Source organism: Klebsiella variicola, from assembly GCF_000828055.2.
In the GTDB taxonomy this organism is placed as follows: domain Bacteria; phylum Pseudomonadota; class Gammaproteobacteria; order Enterobacterales; family Enterobacteriaceae; genus Klebsiella; species Klebsiella variicola.
The window spans coordinates 3084182-3098432 of sequence record NZ_CP010523.2 but is presented as its reverse complement, the minus strand read 5'-3'; the positions used below and the strand labels follow the sequence as shown (position 1 = coordinate 3098432).

General features: G+C 52.5%; 17 protein-coding genes and 4 pseudogenes. 15 read left to right on the top strand and 6 right to left on the bottom strand.

Annotated features, from left to right (window positions below; all coding sequences use genetic code 11):
* Window positions 1–30: 30 nt before the first annotated feature.
* Complete coding sequence (gene tpx / locus SP68_RS14570) at window positions 31–537, bottom strand: thiol peroxidase (protein WP_008805229.1); 507 nt, start codon at window positions 535–537, stop codon at window positions 31–33.
* Between the two features lie 102 nt (window positions 538–639).
* On the opposite strand from tpx, the gene ycjG reads away from it, so the two are divergent.
* Window positions 640–1605: an L-Ala-D/L-Glu epimerase gene (ycjG, locus tag SP68_RS14565; protein ID WP_008805228.1), complete on the top strand. Its 966-nt coding sequence runs from the start codon at window positions 640–642 to the stop codon at window positions 1603–1605.
* Here the strand turns inward: ycjG and mpaA are convergent.
* The gene (gene mpaA / locus SP68_RS14560) at window positions 1602–2309 is read right to left on the bottom strand and encodes a murein tripeptide amidase MpaA (protein ID WP_008805227.1); all 708 of its coding nucleotides are present in this window, start codon (window positions 2307–2309) and stop codon (window positions 1602–1604) included. The two genes, ycjG and mpaA, sit on opposite strands and share 4 nt — an antisense overlap.
* 72 nt (window positions 2310–2381) lie before the next feature.
* On the opposite strand from mpaA, the gene SP68_RS28400 reads away from it, so the two are divergent.
* Complete coding sequence (locus tag SP68_RS28400) at window positions 2382–2498, top strand: hypothetical protein (RefSeq protein WP_162499977.1); 117 nt, start codon at window positions 2382–2384, stop codon at window positions 2496–2498.
* Window positions 2495–4111, top strand: coding sequence for a peptide ABC transporter substrate-binding protein (locus SP68_RS14555; protein ID WP_022066380.1), 1617 nt, complete (start codon window positions 2495–2497; stop codon window positions 4109–4111). Before SP68_RS28400 ends, SP68_RS14555 begins: the two co-directional genes overlap by 4 nt.
* On the opposite strand, the gene SP68_RS14550 is transcribed toward SP68_RS14555, so the two are convergent.
* Together SP68_RS14550 and SP68_RS14545 are read right to left on the bottom strand one after the other, a co-directional pair.
* Complete coding sequence (locus tag SP68_RS14550; protein WP_022066381.1) at window positions 4108–4365, bottom strand: hypothetical protein; 258 nt, start codon at window positions 4363–4365, stop codon at window positions 4108–4110. The two genes, SP68_RS14555 and SP68_RS14550, sit on opposite strands and share 4 nt — an antisense overlap.
* Window positions 4362–4541, bottom strand: a complete 180-nt coding sequence (locus SP68_RS14545) for a hypothetical protein (RefSeq protein WP_022066382.1) — start codon at window positions 4539–4541, stop codon at window positions 4362–4364. Before SP68_RS14545 ends, SP68_RS14550 begins: the two co-directional genes overlap by 4 nt.
* A 204-nt stretch (window positions 4542–4745) precedes the next feature.
* Between SP68_RS14545 and SP68_RS26520 the strand changes: the two genes are divergently transcribed.
* Together SP68_RS26520 and SP68_RS28905 are read left to right on the top strand one after the other, a co-directional pair.
* Complete coding sequence (locus tag SP68_RS26520) at window positions 4746–5456, top strand: hypothetical protein (RefSeq protein ID WP_022066383.1); 711 nt, start codon at window positions 4746–4748, stop codon at window positions 5454–5456.
* 50 nt (window positions 5457–5506) lie between these two features.
* Window positions 5507–5758, top strand: a complete 252-nt coding sequence (locus SP68_RS28905; RefSeq protein WP_136398297.1) for a hypothetical protein — start codon at window positions 5507–5509, stop codon at window positions 5756–5758.
* Here SP68_RS28905 and SP68_RS14540 read toward each other — a convergent pair.
* Window positions 5701–6240, bottom strand: a pseudogene (locus SP68_RS14540) (DUF3577 domain-containing protein). The gene SP68_RS28905 and the pseudogene SP68_RS14540 overlap by 58 nt on opposite strands.
* Window positions 6241–6875: 635 nt before the next feature.
* On the opposite strand from SP68_RS14540, the gene tssB reads away from it, so the two are divergent.
* The 8 genes and pseudogenes from tssB to SP68_RS14510 all read left to right on the top strand — a co-directional run.
* Window positions 6876–7367: a type VI secretion system contractile sheath small subunit gene (gene tssB / locus SP68_RS14535; RefSeq protein WP_040968410.1), complete on the top strand. Its 492-nt coding sequence runs from the start codon at window positions 6876–6878 to the stop codon at window positions 7365–7367.
* 41 nt (window positions 7368–7408) lie between these two features.
* Window positions 7409–7486 (top strand): annotated as a pseudogene (locus tag SP68_RS29100) (hypothetical protein); the annotation flags it as partial.
* Window positions 7474–8085: pseudogene (locus SP68_RS14530) on the top strand (DUF2345 domain-containing protein); the annotation flags it as partial. The pseudogenes SP68_RS29100 and SP68_RS14530, both read left to right, overlap by 13 nt.
* A gap of 1 nt (window position 8086) precedes the next feature.
* Entirely contained in the window at window positions 8087–9136 is a 1050-nt protein-coding gene (locus SP68_RS14525) for a T6SS immunity protein Tli3 family protein (protein ID WP_022066390.1), read from the top strand.
* Window positions 9126–9608 carry a T6SS effector phospholipase Tle3 domain-containing protein gene (locus tag SP68_RS27420; RefSeq protein WP_022066391.1) on the top strand — a complete coding sequence of 161 codons (483 nt, stop codon included), beginning with the start codon at window positions 9126–9128 and terminating at the stop codon, window positions 9606–9608. The genes SP68_RS14525 and SP68_RS27420 overlap by 11 nt, the downstream gene beginning before the upstream one ends.
* Window positions 9520–9783: a PAAR domain-containing protein gene (locus tag SP68_RS14520; protein ID WP_040968412.1), complete on the top strand. Its 264-nt coding sequence runs from the start codon at window positions 9520–9522 to the stop codon at window positions 9781–9783. Before SP68_RS27420 ends, SP68_RS14520 begins: the two co-directional genes overlap by 89 nt.
* Window positions 9783–10223 (top strand): hypothetical protein, encoded by a 441-nt coding sequence (locus SP68_RS14515; protein ID WP_022066392.1) that lies wholly within the window; start codon window positions 9783–9785, stop codon window positions 10221–10223. The genes SP68_RS14520 and SP68_RS14515 overlap by 1 nt, the downstream gene beginning before the upstream one ends.
* 132 nt (window positions 10224–10355) lie before the next feature.
* Window positions 10356–10657 (top strand): annotated as a pseudogene (locus SP68_RS14510) (IS21 family transposase); the annotation flags it as partial.
* A gap of 81 nt (window positions 10658–10738) precedes the next feature.
* Here SP68_RS14510 and SP68_RS14505 read toward each other — a convergent pair.
* Window positions 10739–11623: a LysR family transcriptional regulator gene (locus SP68_RS14505; protein WP_008805214.1), complete on the bottom strand. Its 885-nt coding sequence runs from the start codon at window positions 11621–11623 to the stop codon at window positions 10739–10741.
* A 172-nt stretch (window positions 11624–11795) separates the two neighbouring features.
* On the opposite strand from SP68_RS14505, the gene SP68_RS14500 reads away from it, so the two are divergent.
* Window positions 11796–12932 carry an alpha/beta hydrolase gene (locus SP68_RS14500; RefSeq protein ID WP_040968413.1) on the top strand — a complete coding sequence of 379 codons (1137 nt, stop codon included), beginning with the start codon at window positions 11796–11798 and terminating at the stop codon, window positions 12930–12932.
* A 65-nt stretch (window positions 12933–12997) separates the two neighbouring features.
* Complete coding sequence (locus tag SP68_RS14495) at window positions 12998–14200, top strand: MFS transporter (RefSeq protein ID WP_032754168.1); 1203 nt, start codon at window positions 12998–13000, stop codon at window positions 14198–14200.
* The last annotated feature ends 51 nt before the right edge of the window (window positions 14201–14251 follow it).

Here is a 14251-nt window from a genome sequence, read left to right as displayed (position 1 = left end):
GCGGGCGTGATGCGCCCGGGCAATCTGTTATCAGGCTTTCAGGGCGGCCAGCGCGGCGTCGTAGTCCGGCTCTTCGGTGATTTCATTCACCAGCTGGCTGTAGACGACCTGATCGTTTTCATCGATAACGACCACGGCGCGAGCGGCCAGGCCAGCCAGCGGACCGGCAGCGATGGCGACGCCGTAGTCAGCGAGGAACGACGCGCCGCGCAGCGTGGAAAGGGTCACCACGTTGCTCAGGCCTTCCGCGCCGCAGAAGCGGGACTGGGCGAACGGCAGATCAGCGGAAATGCACAGCACCACGGTGTTGTCCAGTTCAGCGGCCAGCTGGTTGAATTTACGCACTGATGCGGCACACACGCCGGTATCAATGCTCGGGAAAATATTTAGTACTTTACGTTTGCCGGCGTACTGGCTCAGCGCGACGTCAGAGAGATCTTTGGCGACCAGCGTAAACGGCTGCGCTTTAGCGCCTGCCTGCGGAATGGTGCCCTGAACAGAAACGGGGTTGCCCTGGAAATGCACGGTTTGTGACATGGTTATCTTCCTGTTTACATATAGTTAACGTCACGAGTAGTGTATGACATCCGCCAGCTACACGGCAAACCCTATTTAACATTGACCAGAGAGGACAAGGGAATGCGCAACGTGCGAGTGTATGAGGAAGCCTGGCCGCTACATACCCCTTTTGTGATCGCCCGCGGCAGCCGCAGCGAGGCAAAAGTGGTGGTGGTGGAACTGGAGGAGGACGGTGTGAAAGGGGTGGGCGAATGCACACCTTATCCCCGCTATGGCGAGAGCATCGCTTCGGTCATGGCCCAGGTAATGGCGATCGGCGAGCAGCTGGAAGCGGGCCTCACCCGCGAACAGCTGCAGCGGCTGCTGCCGGCAGGCGCCGCGCGCAATGCCGTTGACTGCGCGCTGTGGGATCTGCAGGCGCGGCGCGAAGGCAAAACCTTGTCCCAGTTGCTGGGCGTGGCGTTGCCCAACCGGGTGATCACCGCCCAAACGGTGGTCATTGGTACGGCGGATCAGATGGCGGCCAGCGCCGCGGCGCTGTGGCAGGCAGGGGCTCAGCTGTTGAAAGTGAAGCTCGACGATCGACTGATCAGCGAGCGGCTAATCGCTATCCGCCAGGCGGCGCCGGAGGCTACGCTGATTGTCGACGCCAATGAATCCTGGCACAGCGAGGGGCTGGCGGCGCGCTGTCAGCTGCTGGCGGACCTCGGTGTGGCGATGCTTGAGCAGCCGCTCCCCGCCGATGACGACTCGGCGCTGGAAAACTTCGTTCATCCGCTGCCGATTTGCGCCGACGAGAGCTGCCATACCCGGGAGAGCCTGCCGCGGCTGCGCGGGCGCTATGAGATGGTCAATATCAAACTGGATAAAACGGGCGGTCTGACCGAAGCGCTGGCTCTGGCCGGGGAGGCGGAACGGCAGGGGTATGCGCGGATGCTGGGCTGTATGCTCTGCACCTCGCGCGGGATCGCCGCCGCACTCCCCCTGGCGCCGATGGCGCGCTTCGCTGACCTCGACGGCCCGACATGGCTGGCGGTGGACGTTGAGCCGGCGCTGCGGTTCAGCACCGGCGTGCTTCATCTTTAAGCCTGCCAGCGCAGCAGATCGGTCATCGCCGGCAGGTAACGCTCCGTTGCCTCGTCGGCGGAGACCGGTGGGAACTCGGCGGTGATGCAGGGGAGCCCGATATCCGCGCACCAGCTGCCAAAGGAGCCCGGCGTGTCGTAGCCCACGCTGCCCACCAGCGGCAGGGAGAAGGCGTCGGCCAGCCAGTGCCCCAGCGGGCTGTGGCCCGGGTCTTCGATACAGGCCAGCGGATCGTGAAAGGAGACCACCCACGCCGGATGGATCTGGTGGATCAACTGACACAGGGCCTGGGTCTCCCGCTCCGAACCCGGCTGCTCGCCGGTCAACAGCACCACGTCGCGCTCCTCTGCCGCGCTGTTCCAGCGATAAACCGTTTCCCCTTGTTTCCAGTTAGCGGCCGGAAAGTTACGGTTGAGGTCAACGCCGCGGGCATTGGCACGCAGCCCGAGCTGACAGCCGTCAGGGTTGACCGTTAGCACCACGTGGTGACGGCGCAGCTCGGGTTTCAGAGTGCGCAGGGCGCAGGAGAGGGTCACAATCGACGAATTTTCATCACCGTGGGTGCCGGCAATAATCAGGCCGCTACGGCTGTCGGCCTGCGGCGCAGGAAACCACAGCAGCGGCGCGCCCAGTTCCGAGCTGCCGTACTGCCGGGTTCCCGGCGGAAAGTCGCCGCGCTGGGGGCGAGGGCGTGAAATAGACATAGGGCTTCCTGTGTGTCGTTATTATTCAGTGTTGGCGAAAAGCGTGTCGGGATCAAACCCATTCCCTGAGGCGTGAAATCCGACGACACATCAACTTTCTATCATATGTCGTTTGCAATTTCAGGTGATGAAACAAATAATTATCGCTCTGTTGGCGGTATTTTTTTCATTTTAAAGGGGATCTTATGAAGTATCCTGTCGCTTTGACATGCGGCGCGCTGTGGTTAGCCAGCGTATCTTCTTTAGCCTGGGCGGCGGACGTACCGCCGGGCACGGTACTGGCGGAAAAACAGCTGTTAGTACGCCATATCAAAGATGAACCCGCCTCGTTAGATCCCGCCAAAGCGGTGGGCCTGCCGGAAATCCAGGTGATCCGCGATCTGTTTGAAGGTTTAGTCAATCAGGATGCGAAAGGCAACCTGGTTCCAGGCGTGGCGACCCGCTGGCAGAGCAACGATAACCGCGTCTGGACCTTTACCCTGCGCGATGACGCGCGCTGGTCCGACGGCACGCCGGTTACCGCCGAGGATTTCGTCTATAGCTGGCAGCGTCTGGTGGATCCGAAAACCACTTCGCCGTTCGCCTGGTTCGCGGCGCTGGCGGGGATCGCCAACGCGCAGAACATTATCGACGGCAAAGCCGCGCCGGAGACCCTGGGGGTTACCGCCGTCGATGCCCACACTCTGCGGGTGCAGCTGGATAAACCACTGCCGTGGTTCAGCAACCTGACCGCCAGCTTTGCCTTCTACCCGGTACAGAAGGCGAATGTCGACAGCGGCGCGAACTGGACGCGGCCCGGCAGCCTGGTGGGCAACGGCGCCTATGTTCTGAAAGATCGCGTGGTCAATGAAAAGCTGGTGGTGGTGCCGAACACGCACTACTGGGATAACGCCAAAACGGTGATCCAGCAGGTCACCTTTGTGCCGATCAACCAGGAGTCCGCCGCCACCAAGCGCTATCTCGCTGGCGATATCGATATCACCGAATCTTTCCCGAAAAATATGTATCAGAAGCTACTGAAGGATATTCCGGGGCAGGTATATACCCCGCCGCAGCTGGGTACCTACTATTACGCTTTCAATACCCAAAAGGGGCCGACGGCGGACGAGCGGGTGCGACTGGCGCTGAGCATGACCATCGATCGCCGGGTGATGGCGGAGAAAGTACTGGGAACCGGGGAAAAACCGGCCTGGCGTTTCACGCCGGACGTGACGGCGGGCTTCACCCCCCAGCCGTCGCAGTTTGAGAGTATGAGTCAGGCCGAACTTAATGCCCAGGCGAAAGCCCTGCTGGCTGCCGCCGGCTATGGCCCGAATCGTCCGCTGAAGCTGACGCTGCTGTATAACACCTCTGAGAATCACCAGAAGATTGCCATCGCGGTGGCGTCGATGTGGAAGAAAAACCTCGGCGTGGAAGTGAAGTTGCAAAACCAGGAGTGGAAAACCTATATCGACAGCCGTAACACCGGCAATTTCGACGTGATCCGCGCTTCGTGGGTAGGGGACTACAACGAGCCGTCCACCTTCCTGTCGCTGCTGACCTCCACCCACAGCGGAAATATCTCGCGCTTTAACGATCCGGCGTACGACAAAATCCTCGCCCAGGCGGCGGTGGAGAATTCGGCCAAAGCGCGTAACGACGATTACAACGCGGCGGAGAAGATCATTATGGTCAAAGCGCCGATTGCGCCGATCTACCAGTACACTAACGGCCGGCTGATTAAGCCGTGGCTGAAAGGCTACCCGATCACCAACCCGGAAGATGTGGCCTACAGTCGTACCATGTATATCGTGAAGCACTAACCGGCACTGGTTTCCTGATAACGCAAGGTAACCACGTATAAACCCAGAGCTGGCGCGTCTTGCCGCGCCAGTTTTTCCTTCTGTAGGGCGTCGCGCAGCGGTATTCGCCTGCTGTGTCGGTGGGTGGCGGGCAGCGGAAGCATATAGAGCGATGAACGTTCGGCGGCGGTACACAGACTAAAGCCCGTCTGGCGCATTGCGGCGCCAACCGTATCGGGAAGGTTAATTTCGACGGGCTGTAGCAGCAGGCTCATCCGGCCGGTTTCGGTTTGAGTTCTACTAGAGTGTAGCGCTGCTGGCGCTCGGTAAATTGCGGCGTAAAGGGGGCTACACCGGTATTGGCGGAAACAGGCAACGGTTTCTGGCGTAGAGCGCAGTCGCTAATAAACAGGGCGAAAACATACAGTAAACACAGAGCGTCATTCTTCATGGCGAGGCGTCCGGCAGAAAATGGAGTTCATCCTGCAAGTAGCGTGACTCTCGGACGGCCGAAAATAGGGGGCAGTGGGCAGTCGTTTTTAACCGTGTGGTGACTAACACAGCCTTTTTACTCATCTGTTGTCTGATTGATAGACATGTAGGAGATAGACCTGTTATAACTACCTGAATTGTTATATGGAAAGGCCGGAAATTAATGATGGGAAAGTTTTTTCGTTCAGTCCCTGTTGTGTTCTGGATAAGTTTTATTTGGTGCCCAGTCATTATGTTCAGCTTGGTGTATGCCAGAAATCATACGGGGACTAGTCTACTCATTATCATAACATTTATCAGCATGGTGATGGTATCCGGGTATATTATCGGGTGTTTTTCTTCTGTTACTTTTGCGAGTACAGAGAGAAAACGCCTCAGAGGTGTATTTCCTGGACGAAGAGGTAAACTGAAAGGAATCATTAGTGATTCAAGCACGTTAATCGTAATATTTTTTATCGCCGCGGCGACGGCGATTTCAGGTGTTGGTTTCAATTATGGTATTTTCTTGCTTGGTGTTCCGGCAATTTTTTTCTCATTACTGTTTTGTAATTATTATTTTTTATGCATGTCAAGGCTACGAGAAAATACTGTTAAAAAAATAAATCGAGCTCTTTTAATTCTGTGTTCAATCATATTGTTTATTTCGAAGATGTTAACGAATGGTTTTGTAAATGAAGTCTTTGATATTAGTGTTGCTAAAATTTCTTATGTTGGGTGGGCTTTTTCAATCTTATTTTCTATCCCATTTTTTGTGATTGCTTCCTATTTTAGTTGTATGGCTATAGGGGCGGTAACTGATTCATCGCGGGTTAAAAAATTAAAATACCTTCGATGGTGCATACTTCAATTCTTTGTCTGTCAGGTGTTTTTTTAATTATCGGTTATACTTCCTATTTCATTAGCGCTGGTGGATTGTTTAATGCTGTGGCGAAAGAAGTTTACCGTTATGATACCAGAAGCTCTTTTCAATGTAATGATAAATACTGGATTATTCCTGAATTAGGTAGAGAAGCCAGATATCTGATGGACACACCAAATAATTATAGAGCGATATATATTGAAAACAATTCTGTTCATGTGACTGCTGTGGTGTGTAAGAAAGATGGTGGTTATACCCGTTATCCTATTGAAAGTGCAGAAGATATATTAAAAAATCCCGCTTCCAAAGGAGCCTGACTGTCAACACATATTGGACGTTGAATCTGGATATGCCATCGATGCTGGAGCTTCCGGCGACGTGTCTTCAGCCTGTTCAGATGATTTGGACTTCGCCTGATAACCCTCCTGGCCATCGATTTTAATCCAGTGGATAAAGATAGCCAGGCCTTCGGGCTTACATCCTGCTTCCTGGAATATTTCCCTTTGGTATGGGTATAAATATCGGTCCACAAATCGCCGAGACTAAAGCCAATCAGCACTTTTTTCCCGGCGTCAACGGCATCATTGTAGCGGCGGATCAGATGTTACGCCTCATCGCCTGAAACCCGAATATCAAAATAGCGATATTCCGGTTTGGTGGTAGGACCGTTCAGTGCCGCGATGGCGCACGCAAGGAAGCTGTCGCCTTTTTTAGGGTGCACGTCGCGGATGCGGCGGAGATAGTCCAGACCGTTAATTTGCAGGGTAAAGTACGGCGCAGGGGGCGTTGAGGTTGCCATGGCTGACCCCCTGAAGTTGATAAAAAAGGGATCAGTGTCGAAGGAGCTGTTACTGGCATTGAAACCATCCGCATGAGGACATTGACTCGTTGTGCGAGAAAGCTGTCCTGGATATAGCCCGGCGATCCGCAGAATGCGAACCGGCCGTGATGCCAGGGACGCTGACGCCAGCGCGGCGGAAAATAGCGTCATGTGGCAACGATGCGCAGCGGCGTAGGAGAGGGAGGAGCATGCGTCAGGCTCCCGGCCATGTACGTTGAGCGCAAACAGCGAACATGATGGTTCCCTGATAGTTGTCCTCTGAATAATTTATCCCGCTACAGTGATAAATGTGATTGCTCCATCGCGACGCTGGTGTAAAATTTATTCAGTGATGCATTTTATTTTTTTTCGTTGCAGGGATATCAGGTGTACATATTTATCTTACATTATTTATCAAAATAATCATTGGTGGGTGATATAGGTTCCGGTATTGAATATTCATGATGCTCTATCTTTTGAATTGAATTGTTGACTTGGTGAATAAATTAAATTCTTAACCTGTTAAGTTGATCGGTAATCTACTTTTGTTTTATCATCATCCCGTTTTATTCCTGCTAATATTCAATGATCCTTCCTCAAGGAAAGGAACTGCTATGGCTGATACGTTCCAGAACGAAGTGCCCAAAGCGCGTATTAATCTCAAATTATCACTTCATACCGGCGGAGCGCAAAAGAAGGTTGAACTACCACTCAAGCTGCTTACCATCGGCGATTTTAGTCATGGGAAGGAGAACCGGCCTTTATCGGAAAGAGAAAAAATCCACGTCAATAAAAATAGTTTTAACAGCGTACTTTCGGAATTTAGCCCGGAAGTAAACCTCTCGGTGCCAAATACGCTGGCCGGCAATGGTGAAGAGGAGAACGTCAGACTGCGTTTTACCGATATCAAAGATTTTGAACCGGAGCAGATTGCCCGGAAAATTCCGCAGCTCCGCGCCATCCTGGCGACGCGTAACTTATTACGCGATCTCAAATCCAATCTGCTCGATAACGCCACTTTCAGAAAAGAGCTCGAGACAATCCTGAAAGATCCGCCGCTGTCCCAGGAATTACGCGGCGAAATGAGTGCGCTTGCCCCGAAATAACCGGGGGCGCGTCTGTTAATGGATTAACCGGGAAAATGCTAATGTCTGTTACCACAGAAAACAGCCCTGTCCAGGGGCAAACCACGCTACAGGAAAACACGGCGGGAGAGGCATGGTACTAGTGAGCGGCGAAGATATGCAGCTATCAGCCAGTAATAATATGACGCTGACGGCGGGTAAACAGCTAGATGTCGGTGTGCAGAAGGACTTTACGCTGGCGGCCGGTAAACAACTCAGCCTGTACAGCCGTGAAGGGGCAAAACCGTTCAGCTCGCAAAACGATATTGATATTCAGGCTCAGGGTGAAAATATCACCACTTGGTCGACACAGGACACGCATATTTCGAGTGGCAAGAAACTGGTCGTTACGGCACAGGATGAACTGACGCTGGTCTGTGGAGGCTGCTATATCAAAATCAAAGGCGGGAATGTTGAGATTGGTGGACCGGGCAAACTGCTGTTTAAGAATACGGGCATCAGGAAAGCGGGCACTGGCAATATGCAGGGGGTGATGAAGTCGTTTGAGCCTTCAACATTTGATGAGAAATTTATAATCAGAAATGCGCTAACAAAAGAACCCATGCCTGGCAGGGCATACAAAATCACTATGCCAGATGGTTCTGTTATTTCCGGTGTGACAGATGATTCTGGAGCGACGTCACTCAATTCATCTGATGTTATCGACAATATGATTATCAGCTTGGTTAAGGCGAATTAAGATGAGATGGAATCAGTCAGACAGAAAAGTGCTTACAATTATAGCCATTGTCGGTGTGCTCCTCTATGTCATTTATAAAGGCTTGCAGTTCCTGGCAGGGGCCAGTATGGGGGCCAGTTTTGGAGTGGGCCTGGGAGGAATGAGTGGCTCTCAAAAGGTTGAAGTGTCGCGGAAAGTTGAAACGGATGCTCCGCCACAAATTATTTATCGCATAGATAAAAATCGATACTTGACGCTGGAAAACTACATATCCTGTGATAAGGGTGGACAGGTATATTACAATGACTCTCAGCGGGGAATAAAAACACACCTGGGATGGGATATTGAATTTTATGATTTTTCCTATCGCCGGGGAAATAATTTAGTAGCTTATAAAGGCTCTGTTATTAATGGGGCAGATAATGGTTATCTGGCACTCCCCGGCGCATCTACCAGACAATATTGTGGTAGTGGAAGGTCAGAGCGAGGTTGTCCTTTGTTTTTCTTCTTTTCAGCAGATCATGGAAAAACCTTTATCTATAAAATTATAGCTGAGGAGTACAGTACCCCTGAACGGTTCAGTAAGCTTAAAGTGGTAGTGGCTAATGATGGGGTTTATTTAAAAGATGAGTCTCAAACAGAGAGTGTATTTTCTCACCCTATAGGTCTTCGCGATCTTCATTCAGTGAATAAATTAAGATTTTCAGACGGAAAATTAATCAGTGTTTATGATGATTGGCAGAAAAAAGTTCATGAGTTAGTGAGAAAAGAACTGATAAGAAAAAAAATGCCTTATGCAAATGATTATGGACCCACATTTCATATATTCGACTATATCAGAAAATTAACACCTCCTAAAACTCATGAGGAGAGTAATTTGATGGCAAATGAATTGTCAGATATTCGAATCAGGATTGAGGATGAGGTTTATAGTCACAGGATTGATTTTCCGAAACTTTCAACGAAAAGTATCGATGCTAAATATCTATGTAATAAAAGCATTGAAGCTAAAATCATCACATATACCAATGAGTCAAATGGGAAAAAGGAGGTGGTAAAAAATGAACAGTGATTCTGAACCCATCCGGGAACTTGAATGTAAATTTGATGATAATTGGCATCCGTCCTGGTACTCATTTCCATCTCATAAAAATTGCCAGATCAGAGGCGATTGTGATTTACCACCACATTTGCCTGGTATTATTATACTTGTACACGGTGTAAACTCGACAGGAGAGTGGTTTTCAATTGCGGAGAATAAACTTTGCGAAGGCCTGAATAAGAGGCTTGGATTAAACGGGACAGATTATAAACTGGAGGCCAACAAATATCTTTCTGACGATAAAATAAATTCTGAACCTCTAGTGTTTCGAGATTTACCTGAAGTTGATAAAAATAAGTCTCCAGTTATTCGTTTTACTGGGGGTATTCCTCACCTAAATAAAGGATTAACAAATGGGGAAGTTTGTCGTCGTTTTAGGGGACGTGACTTCGCACGGTGGCAAAGTCACATCAGCCTCATCCAGCTTCGATATATTCGGTAATAATGCCGCACTTTTGAATGATACCGTAAGTTGCCCGAAACACAGTACGAATAAAATTATTGAATGCGATGTTTCTGCGTATGAAGAAAACGGGCGTGGGATTGTATTGCATGGCTGCAAGACACAGTGTGGTGCGAGTGTCATCGCAAGCATGCCGGATATGGAGGTTGGCTGATGGGATGGTCTCTGCCGGAAGTGCCTGAAAAAGATCAGGCACCATCCTGGTCACCGTGGATCTGTCTGTTGATTATTATTCTCGGACTTTTCACTGGGCTGCTTATTGCGGTGCTGAAATCACTAACGACAGGGTTACTTTCATTGAGCAGTGGGGCTTGGTTACCACTGACGATCAAGACCTTTGCGGGAATTTCGGCAGCCATCGCGGTCTATACTTTCAGCCAGGAAATGCTAGCAATTCGTGTCTGGAACTGGAATGAGTGGTGCAGGAACATGCGTCTGAAGTGGCGTTTACGTGCACAACAGCATCTTGTCATTCTCAGCCATGTTTTCATCACTGCCGATACGGGATTGTTAGGTCGGCTTGCAAATACGCAGGAAGGGGAACAGACCTGGAACGCGACGGCAAGGAATTTATCCCTGAAGGACGCGGGCTGATACGTCATCTTAAACAGCAGCATTATCTTGCTGCTCAGGCTTGCCTTTACTATCCGGTTTACCCCTGTTTTTCTTTACGAGCAGCGTGACGCTCTGTCTGTAGACTTCGGCTGATATCCTGCCCCCTGTGCCTCTGTCCGCGCCGGCAGCCGGTTCGATAAAAAACAGGGGGTCAAAAGCCGCTGTACGTCACTGGCGGACGCACAAAGATCCTCCTGAAGCAGCAGGGGACAGCATGTATTAGCCGGCTGAAGGCGAGACCAGCGCTTATGCCAACGACGCTGTTGGCAATGCTGCAGGATAAATATCCCGGTCAGTCCCCCAACAGTCTCCGCTGGATAATGCAACGGCGGGGCCGCGAACGGACGTTGCAGTACGGTGCAGAGCAGGAGTTTATGTTCCGCCAGCGGCATCAGCCTGGCCTGTGTGGCCTGGGTCGGAAATGAGTGAAAATGCTGAGCACAGCGCCAGTCACCGGCCACTACCAGTTGCCTGCTGCCTGCAGGCAACCTCAGCTACATTCGCAATGTATCAATGACCGCTCTCAGCGCGGGCGACACATTGCGGTGCGGGTAATAGAGAAATGAACCTTCCAGACGCTGGCTATAACGCTGGAGCACCCGGATAAGTGTGCCCTGGGCTAGATCGTCGGTAATCAGCTCTTCCGGGACATAGGCCAGCCCCAGACCGAGCCTCGCCGCTTTGGCCTCCATATAGCTATCGGCGAAAGCCCACTGTCCCTGAGGCGGGTGGGTGATTTTTTTGCCATCCACATTAAGTTCCCAGGCGTAAAGGCTGCCGTCGCCGAACTGATAAGCGATGCAGGGGTGGGCGACTAAATCGGCGGGCGTTTGTGGAAAGCCGTAGCGGCGAAAATGTTCCGGGGTACCGACAACAGCCATCTCCATATCGGGCGAAATGCGTACCGCAATCATACCACTCCCGACTTCCGGGCCCAGACGCACGCCCGCATCGAATCGCTCCGCAATAATATCGACAAACCGGCTTTCGCTGATCAGTTCCAGTCTGATATCGGGATAGCGGTGTTTAAATACTGCCAGCTTCGGCAGCAGGACTTTATCAATGGCATGCTGGCTGGCATTGATGCGTACCGTACCGGAGGGCGTTTGACGATAGTGGGCCAGCGTGGCGAGTCCCATATCTAAGGCGTCGAAACCGGATTCGACATTGTGATAGAGCTGCTCACCCGCCTGAGTGAGCGACAACCGGCGGGTGGTGCGCACCAGAAGCTGAACGCCCAGCCGCTCTTCGAGTTCGCGAACCGCACGGCTTACCCCGGACTGCGCCAGGCCAAGTCGTTGCGCTGCGGCGGTAAAACTGCCTTCCCGCACCACCTGCATAAACAGATAAAGGTCATTATAGTTTTCCCGTTTCGCCATTCTCCCGCCTCGTCACCTGCATGCCATTTAGAACAATATGGTATTAATCTTAGCATTTTTCACCCCCTAATAAGAACCATTACTGCTGGCTACACTAAGCGCACGACAATAAAGCACAGCTGCATTGTCTACTGGAGACTTGCATTGATCACGTTTATTTAGGGGAATTTTGATGACGGTTTTCACCAAAAAACTGACAGCCGCGATACCCGCCATGCTGCTTTGCGCCTCATTAACTGGAGTGACAACGATGAGCTATGCTGAGACAATTAACCCGAATGCGCCTGTTTCACTGATTGAAAAATGGGATAAAACGTTTGCTGAGAGTTTGAAAGTGGATCACCGTAAGGTGACCTTCCAGAACCGCTACGGGATAACCTTAGTTGGCGATCTCTACCTGCCGAAGGATCGCGGTGAGCGCAAACTGGCAGCTATTGCCGTGAGCGGTCCCTTCGGCGCGGTAAAAGAGCAGTCCAGCGGCCTGTATGCCCAGACGCTGGCCGAACAGGGGTTTGTCACCCTGGCGTTTGACCCATCCTATACGGGCGAAAGCGGTGGCTACCCACGCAACATGGCCTCACCGGATATCAATACCGAGGATTTCAGTGCCGCGGTGGACTTTCTGGGCCTGCAAAAAGAGGTGGATCGCAACCGTATCGGTTTGCTCGGCATTTGCGGCTGGGGCGGTATGGCCCTAAACGACGCGGCGATGGATACCCGCGTCAAAGCGGTGGCGACCAGCGTCATGTATGACATGAGCCGCGCGATGGGTCATGGGGTAGGCGATGGCAAAGACCGCTACACGACAGCCGACCGCCGAGCGGTACTGCAGTACTTGAACGCGCAGCGCTGGAAGGATGCGGCAAACGGCACTTCCGCCCCCGGTGGGCATGACATATATGTTGATGAGAAAGGCAACGTCAGCGCTGCCGATCGTATTTTGCCGGAAACCTTGCCCGCCAACCCCAATCCGGTCCTGAAAGAGTTCTTCGATTATTACCGTATGCCGCGAGGTTTCCATGCGCGTTCGGTTAATTCAACCGGGGCTTGGAATGCGACGATGCCGCTGTCGTTTATGAATATGCCGCTGCTGAGTTACGCCAGCGAAGTGACTATTCCGACGCTTATTGTGACCGGCGAACAAGCCCATTCACGCTATTTTGCCGAAGATGCCTTTAAGGCGATCGGCAGTAAAGAGAAAGCGCTGGTGATTGTCCCTGGCGCAAACCACGTCGATCTCTATGACAACGTCGCGGGCAAAATTCCCTTTGCTACATTCACTCAATTTTTCAAAACCAACCTGCAATAGCTCTCCTGTGCCGGAGACATCCCCAAAGCCGCCTGCAGGCGGCTTTGTTTTGTCGGAGATAAATAATGTCTGGATTACATAACACCCGCGCATACTGGAGCGGCGTCCTGGCGATGACGCTCTGCGTATTTGTGCTCATTGCCTCAGAGTTTATGCCGGTCAGTCTGTTGACACCCATCGCGGGTGATTTACACATTACCGAGGGATTAGCAGGCCAGGGGATCGCGCTTTCTGGCGCACTGGCGGTATTGACCAGCCTGACGATTTCCCGTCTTACCGGGTCGCTGGACCGTAAATGGCTGTTGCTGGGGCTCACGGCGTTGATGGCGGCCTCAGGATTGATGATTGCCCTGGCGTCCAGTTTCCCGGTTTATATGCTGGGCAGAGCGCTCATCGGGATCGTCATCGGCGGCTTCTGGTCGATGTCGGCGGCAACGGCCATTCGGCTGGTGCCGCAACGCCAGGTCCCCCGCGCACTGGCCATCTTTAACGGCGGTAACGCGCTGGCCACCGTTGTGGCAGCGCCGCTGGGCAGCTACCTGGGGGCCACCGTCGGCTGGCGCGGTGCCTTTTTATGTCTTGTTCCGCTGGCGATGGTAGCCTTCATCTGGCAATGCGTTAGCCTGCCGTCGATGAAAAGCCAGCGCGCACCACAGCGGCAGGGAACCGTGCTGCGTCTGCTCCGCCGCTCGACGGTATCCCTTGGATTGCTGGCCTGCGGGCTGTTCTTTATGGGGCAGTTTACCTTATTTACCTATGTGCGACCGTTTCTGGAGACGGTGACCCGGGTCAGTTCTTCTGGTCTGCCCCTGATATTACTGGCGATTGGCGTCGCTGGTTTTGTCGGCACGCTGCTCATTTCGACCGTTCTGCACGCCCGGTTTTATCTGACTCTGGTGGCTATCCCTTTGATTATGGCTGCGATTGTCGGAGCGCTTTTGCTGGCCGGGCACCATACCGGTGCTGTCACCGTACTGTTAAGCCTGTGGGGCCTGCTGGCGACGGCGGCGCCCACCGGCTGGTGGACATGGATTGCGCGGACGCTGCCCGAAGATGCGGAGGCGGGCGGTGGTCTTATGGTTGCTGTGATCCAGCTATCGATTGCCCTCGGGTCAACGGCAGGCGGCCTGGTGTTTGATAGTCTGGGATGGCACAGCACGTTTGCACTGAGCGGTCTGTTATTGCTGGGCGCGGCAGGGGGGACTTTTCTGCTCTCTGTCAAAATCAGATCATCTCAGCGCACTGCGATTAATGAATTGAATGCATAAGTCAAATCAGGAATGACAGGCTAATCGTGACCGCGTTCTTGTCTTACCATG

Coding starts and splice junctions, on each gene's coding strand:
- SP68_RS14555 (WP_022066380.1), top strand. CDS start 2,495: ATGAAGTATCCTGTCGCTTTGACATGCGGCGCGCTGTGGTTAGCCAGC.
- SP68_RS14545 (WP_022066382.1), bottom strand. CDS start 4,541: ATGAAGAATGACGCTCTGTGTTTACTGTATGTTTTCGCCCTGTTTATT.
- SP68_RS14550 (WP_022066381.1), bottom strand. CDS start 4,365: ATGAGCCTGCTGCTACAGCCCGTCGAAATTAACCTTCCCGATACGGTT.
- tssB (WP_040968410.1), top strand. CDS start 6,876: ATGGCTGATACGTTCCAGAACGAAGTGCCCAAAGCGCGTATTAATCTC.
- SP68_RS14520 (WP_040968412.1), top strand. CDS start 9,520: ATGGGGAAGTTTGTCGTCGTTTTAGGGGACGTGACTTCGCACGGTGGC.
- SP68_RS26520 (WP_022066383.1), top strand. CDS start 4,746: ATGATGGGAAAGTTTTTTCGTTCAGTCCCTGTTGTGTTCTGGATAAGT.
- ycjG (WP_008805228.1), top strand. CDS start 640: ATGCGCAACGTGCGAGTGTATGAGGAAGCCTGGCCGCTACATACCCCT.
- SP68_RS14525 (WP_022066390.1), top strand. CDS start 8,087: ATGAGATGGAATCAGTCAGACAGAAAAGTGCTTACAATTATAGCCATT.
- mpaA (WP_008805227.1), bottom strand. CDS start 2,309: ATGTCTATTTCACGCCCTCGCCCCCAGCGCGGCGACTTTCCGCCGGGA.
- tpx (WP_008805229.1), bottom strand. CDS start 537: ATGTCACAAACCGTGCATTTCCAGGGCAACCCCGTTTCTGTTCAGGGC.
- SP68_RS14495 (WP_032754168.1), top strand. CDS start 12,998: ATGTCTGGATTACATAACACCCGCGCATACTGGAGCGGCGTCCTGGCG.
- SP68_RS14500 (WP_040968413.1), top strand. CDS start 11,796: ATGACGGTTTTCACCAAAAAACTGACAGCCGCGATACCCGCCATGCTG.
- SP68_RS14505 (WP_008805214.1), bottom strand. CDS start 11,623: ATGGCGAAACGGGAAAACTATAATGACCTTTATCTGTTTATGCAGGTG.
- SP68_RS27420 (WP_022066391.1), top strand. CDS start 9,126: ATGAACAGTGATTCTGAACCCATCCGGGAACTTGAATGTAAATTTGAT.
- SP68_RS14515 (WP_022066392.1), top strand. CDS start 9,783: ATGGGATGGTCTCTGCCGGAAGTGCCTGAAAAAGATCAGGCACCATCC.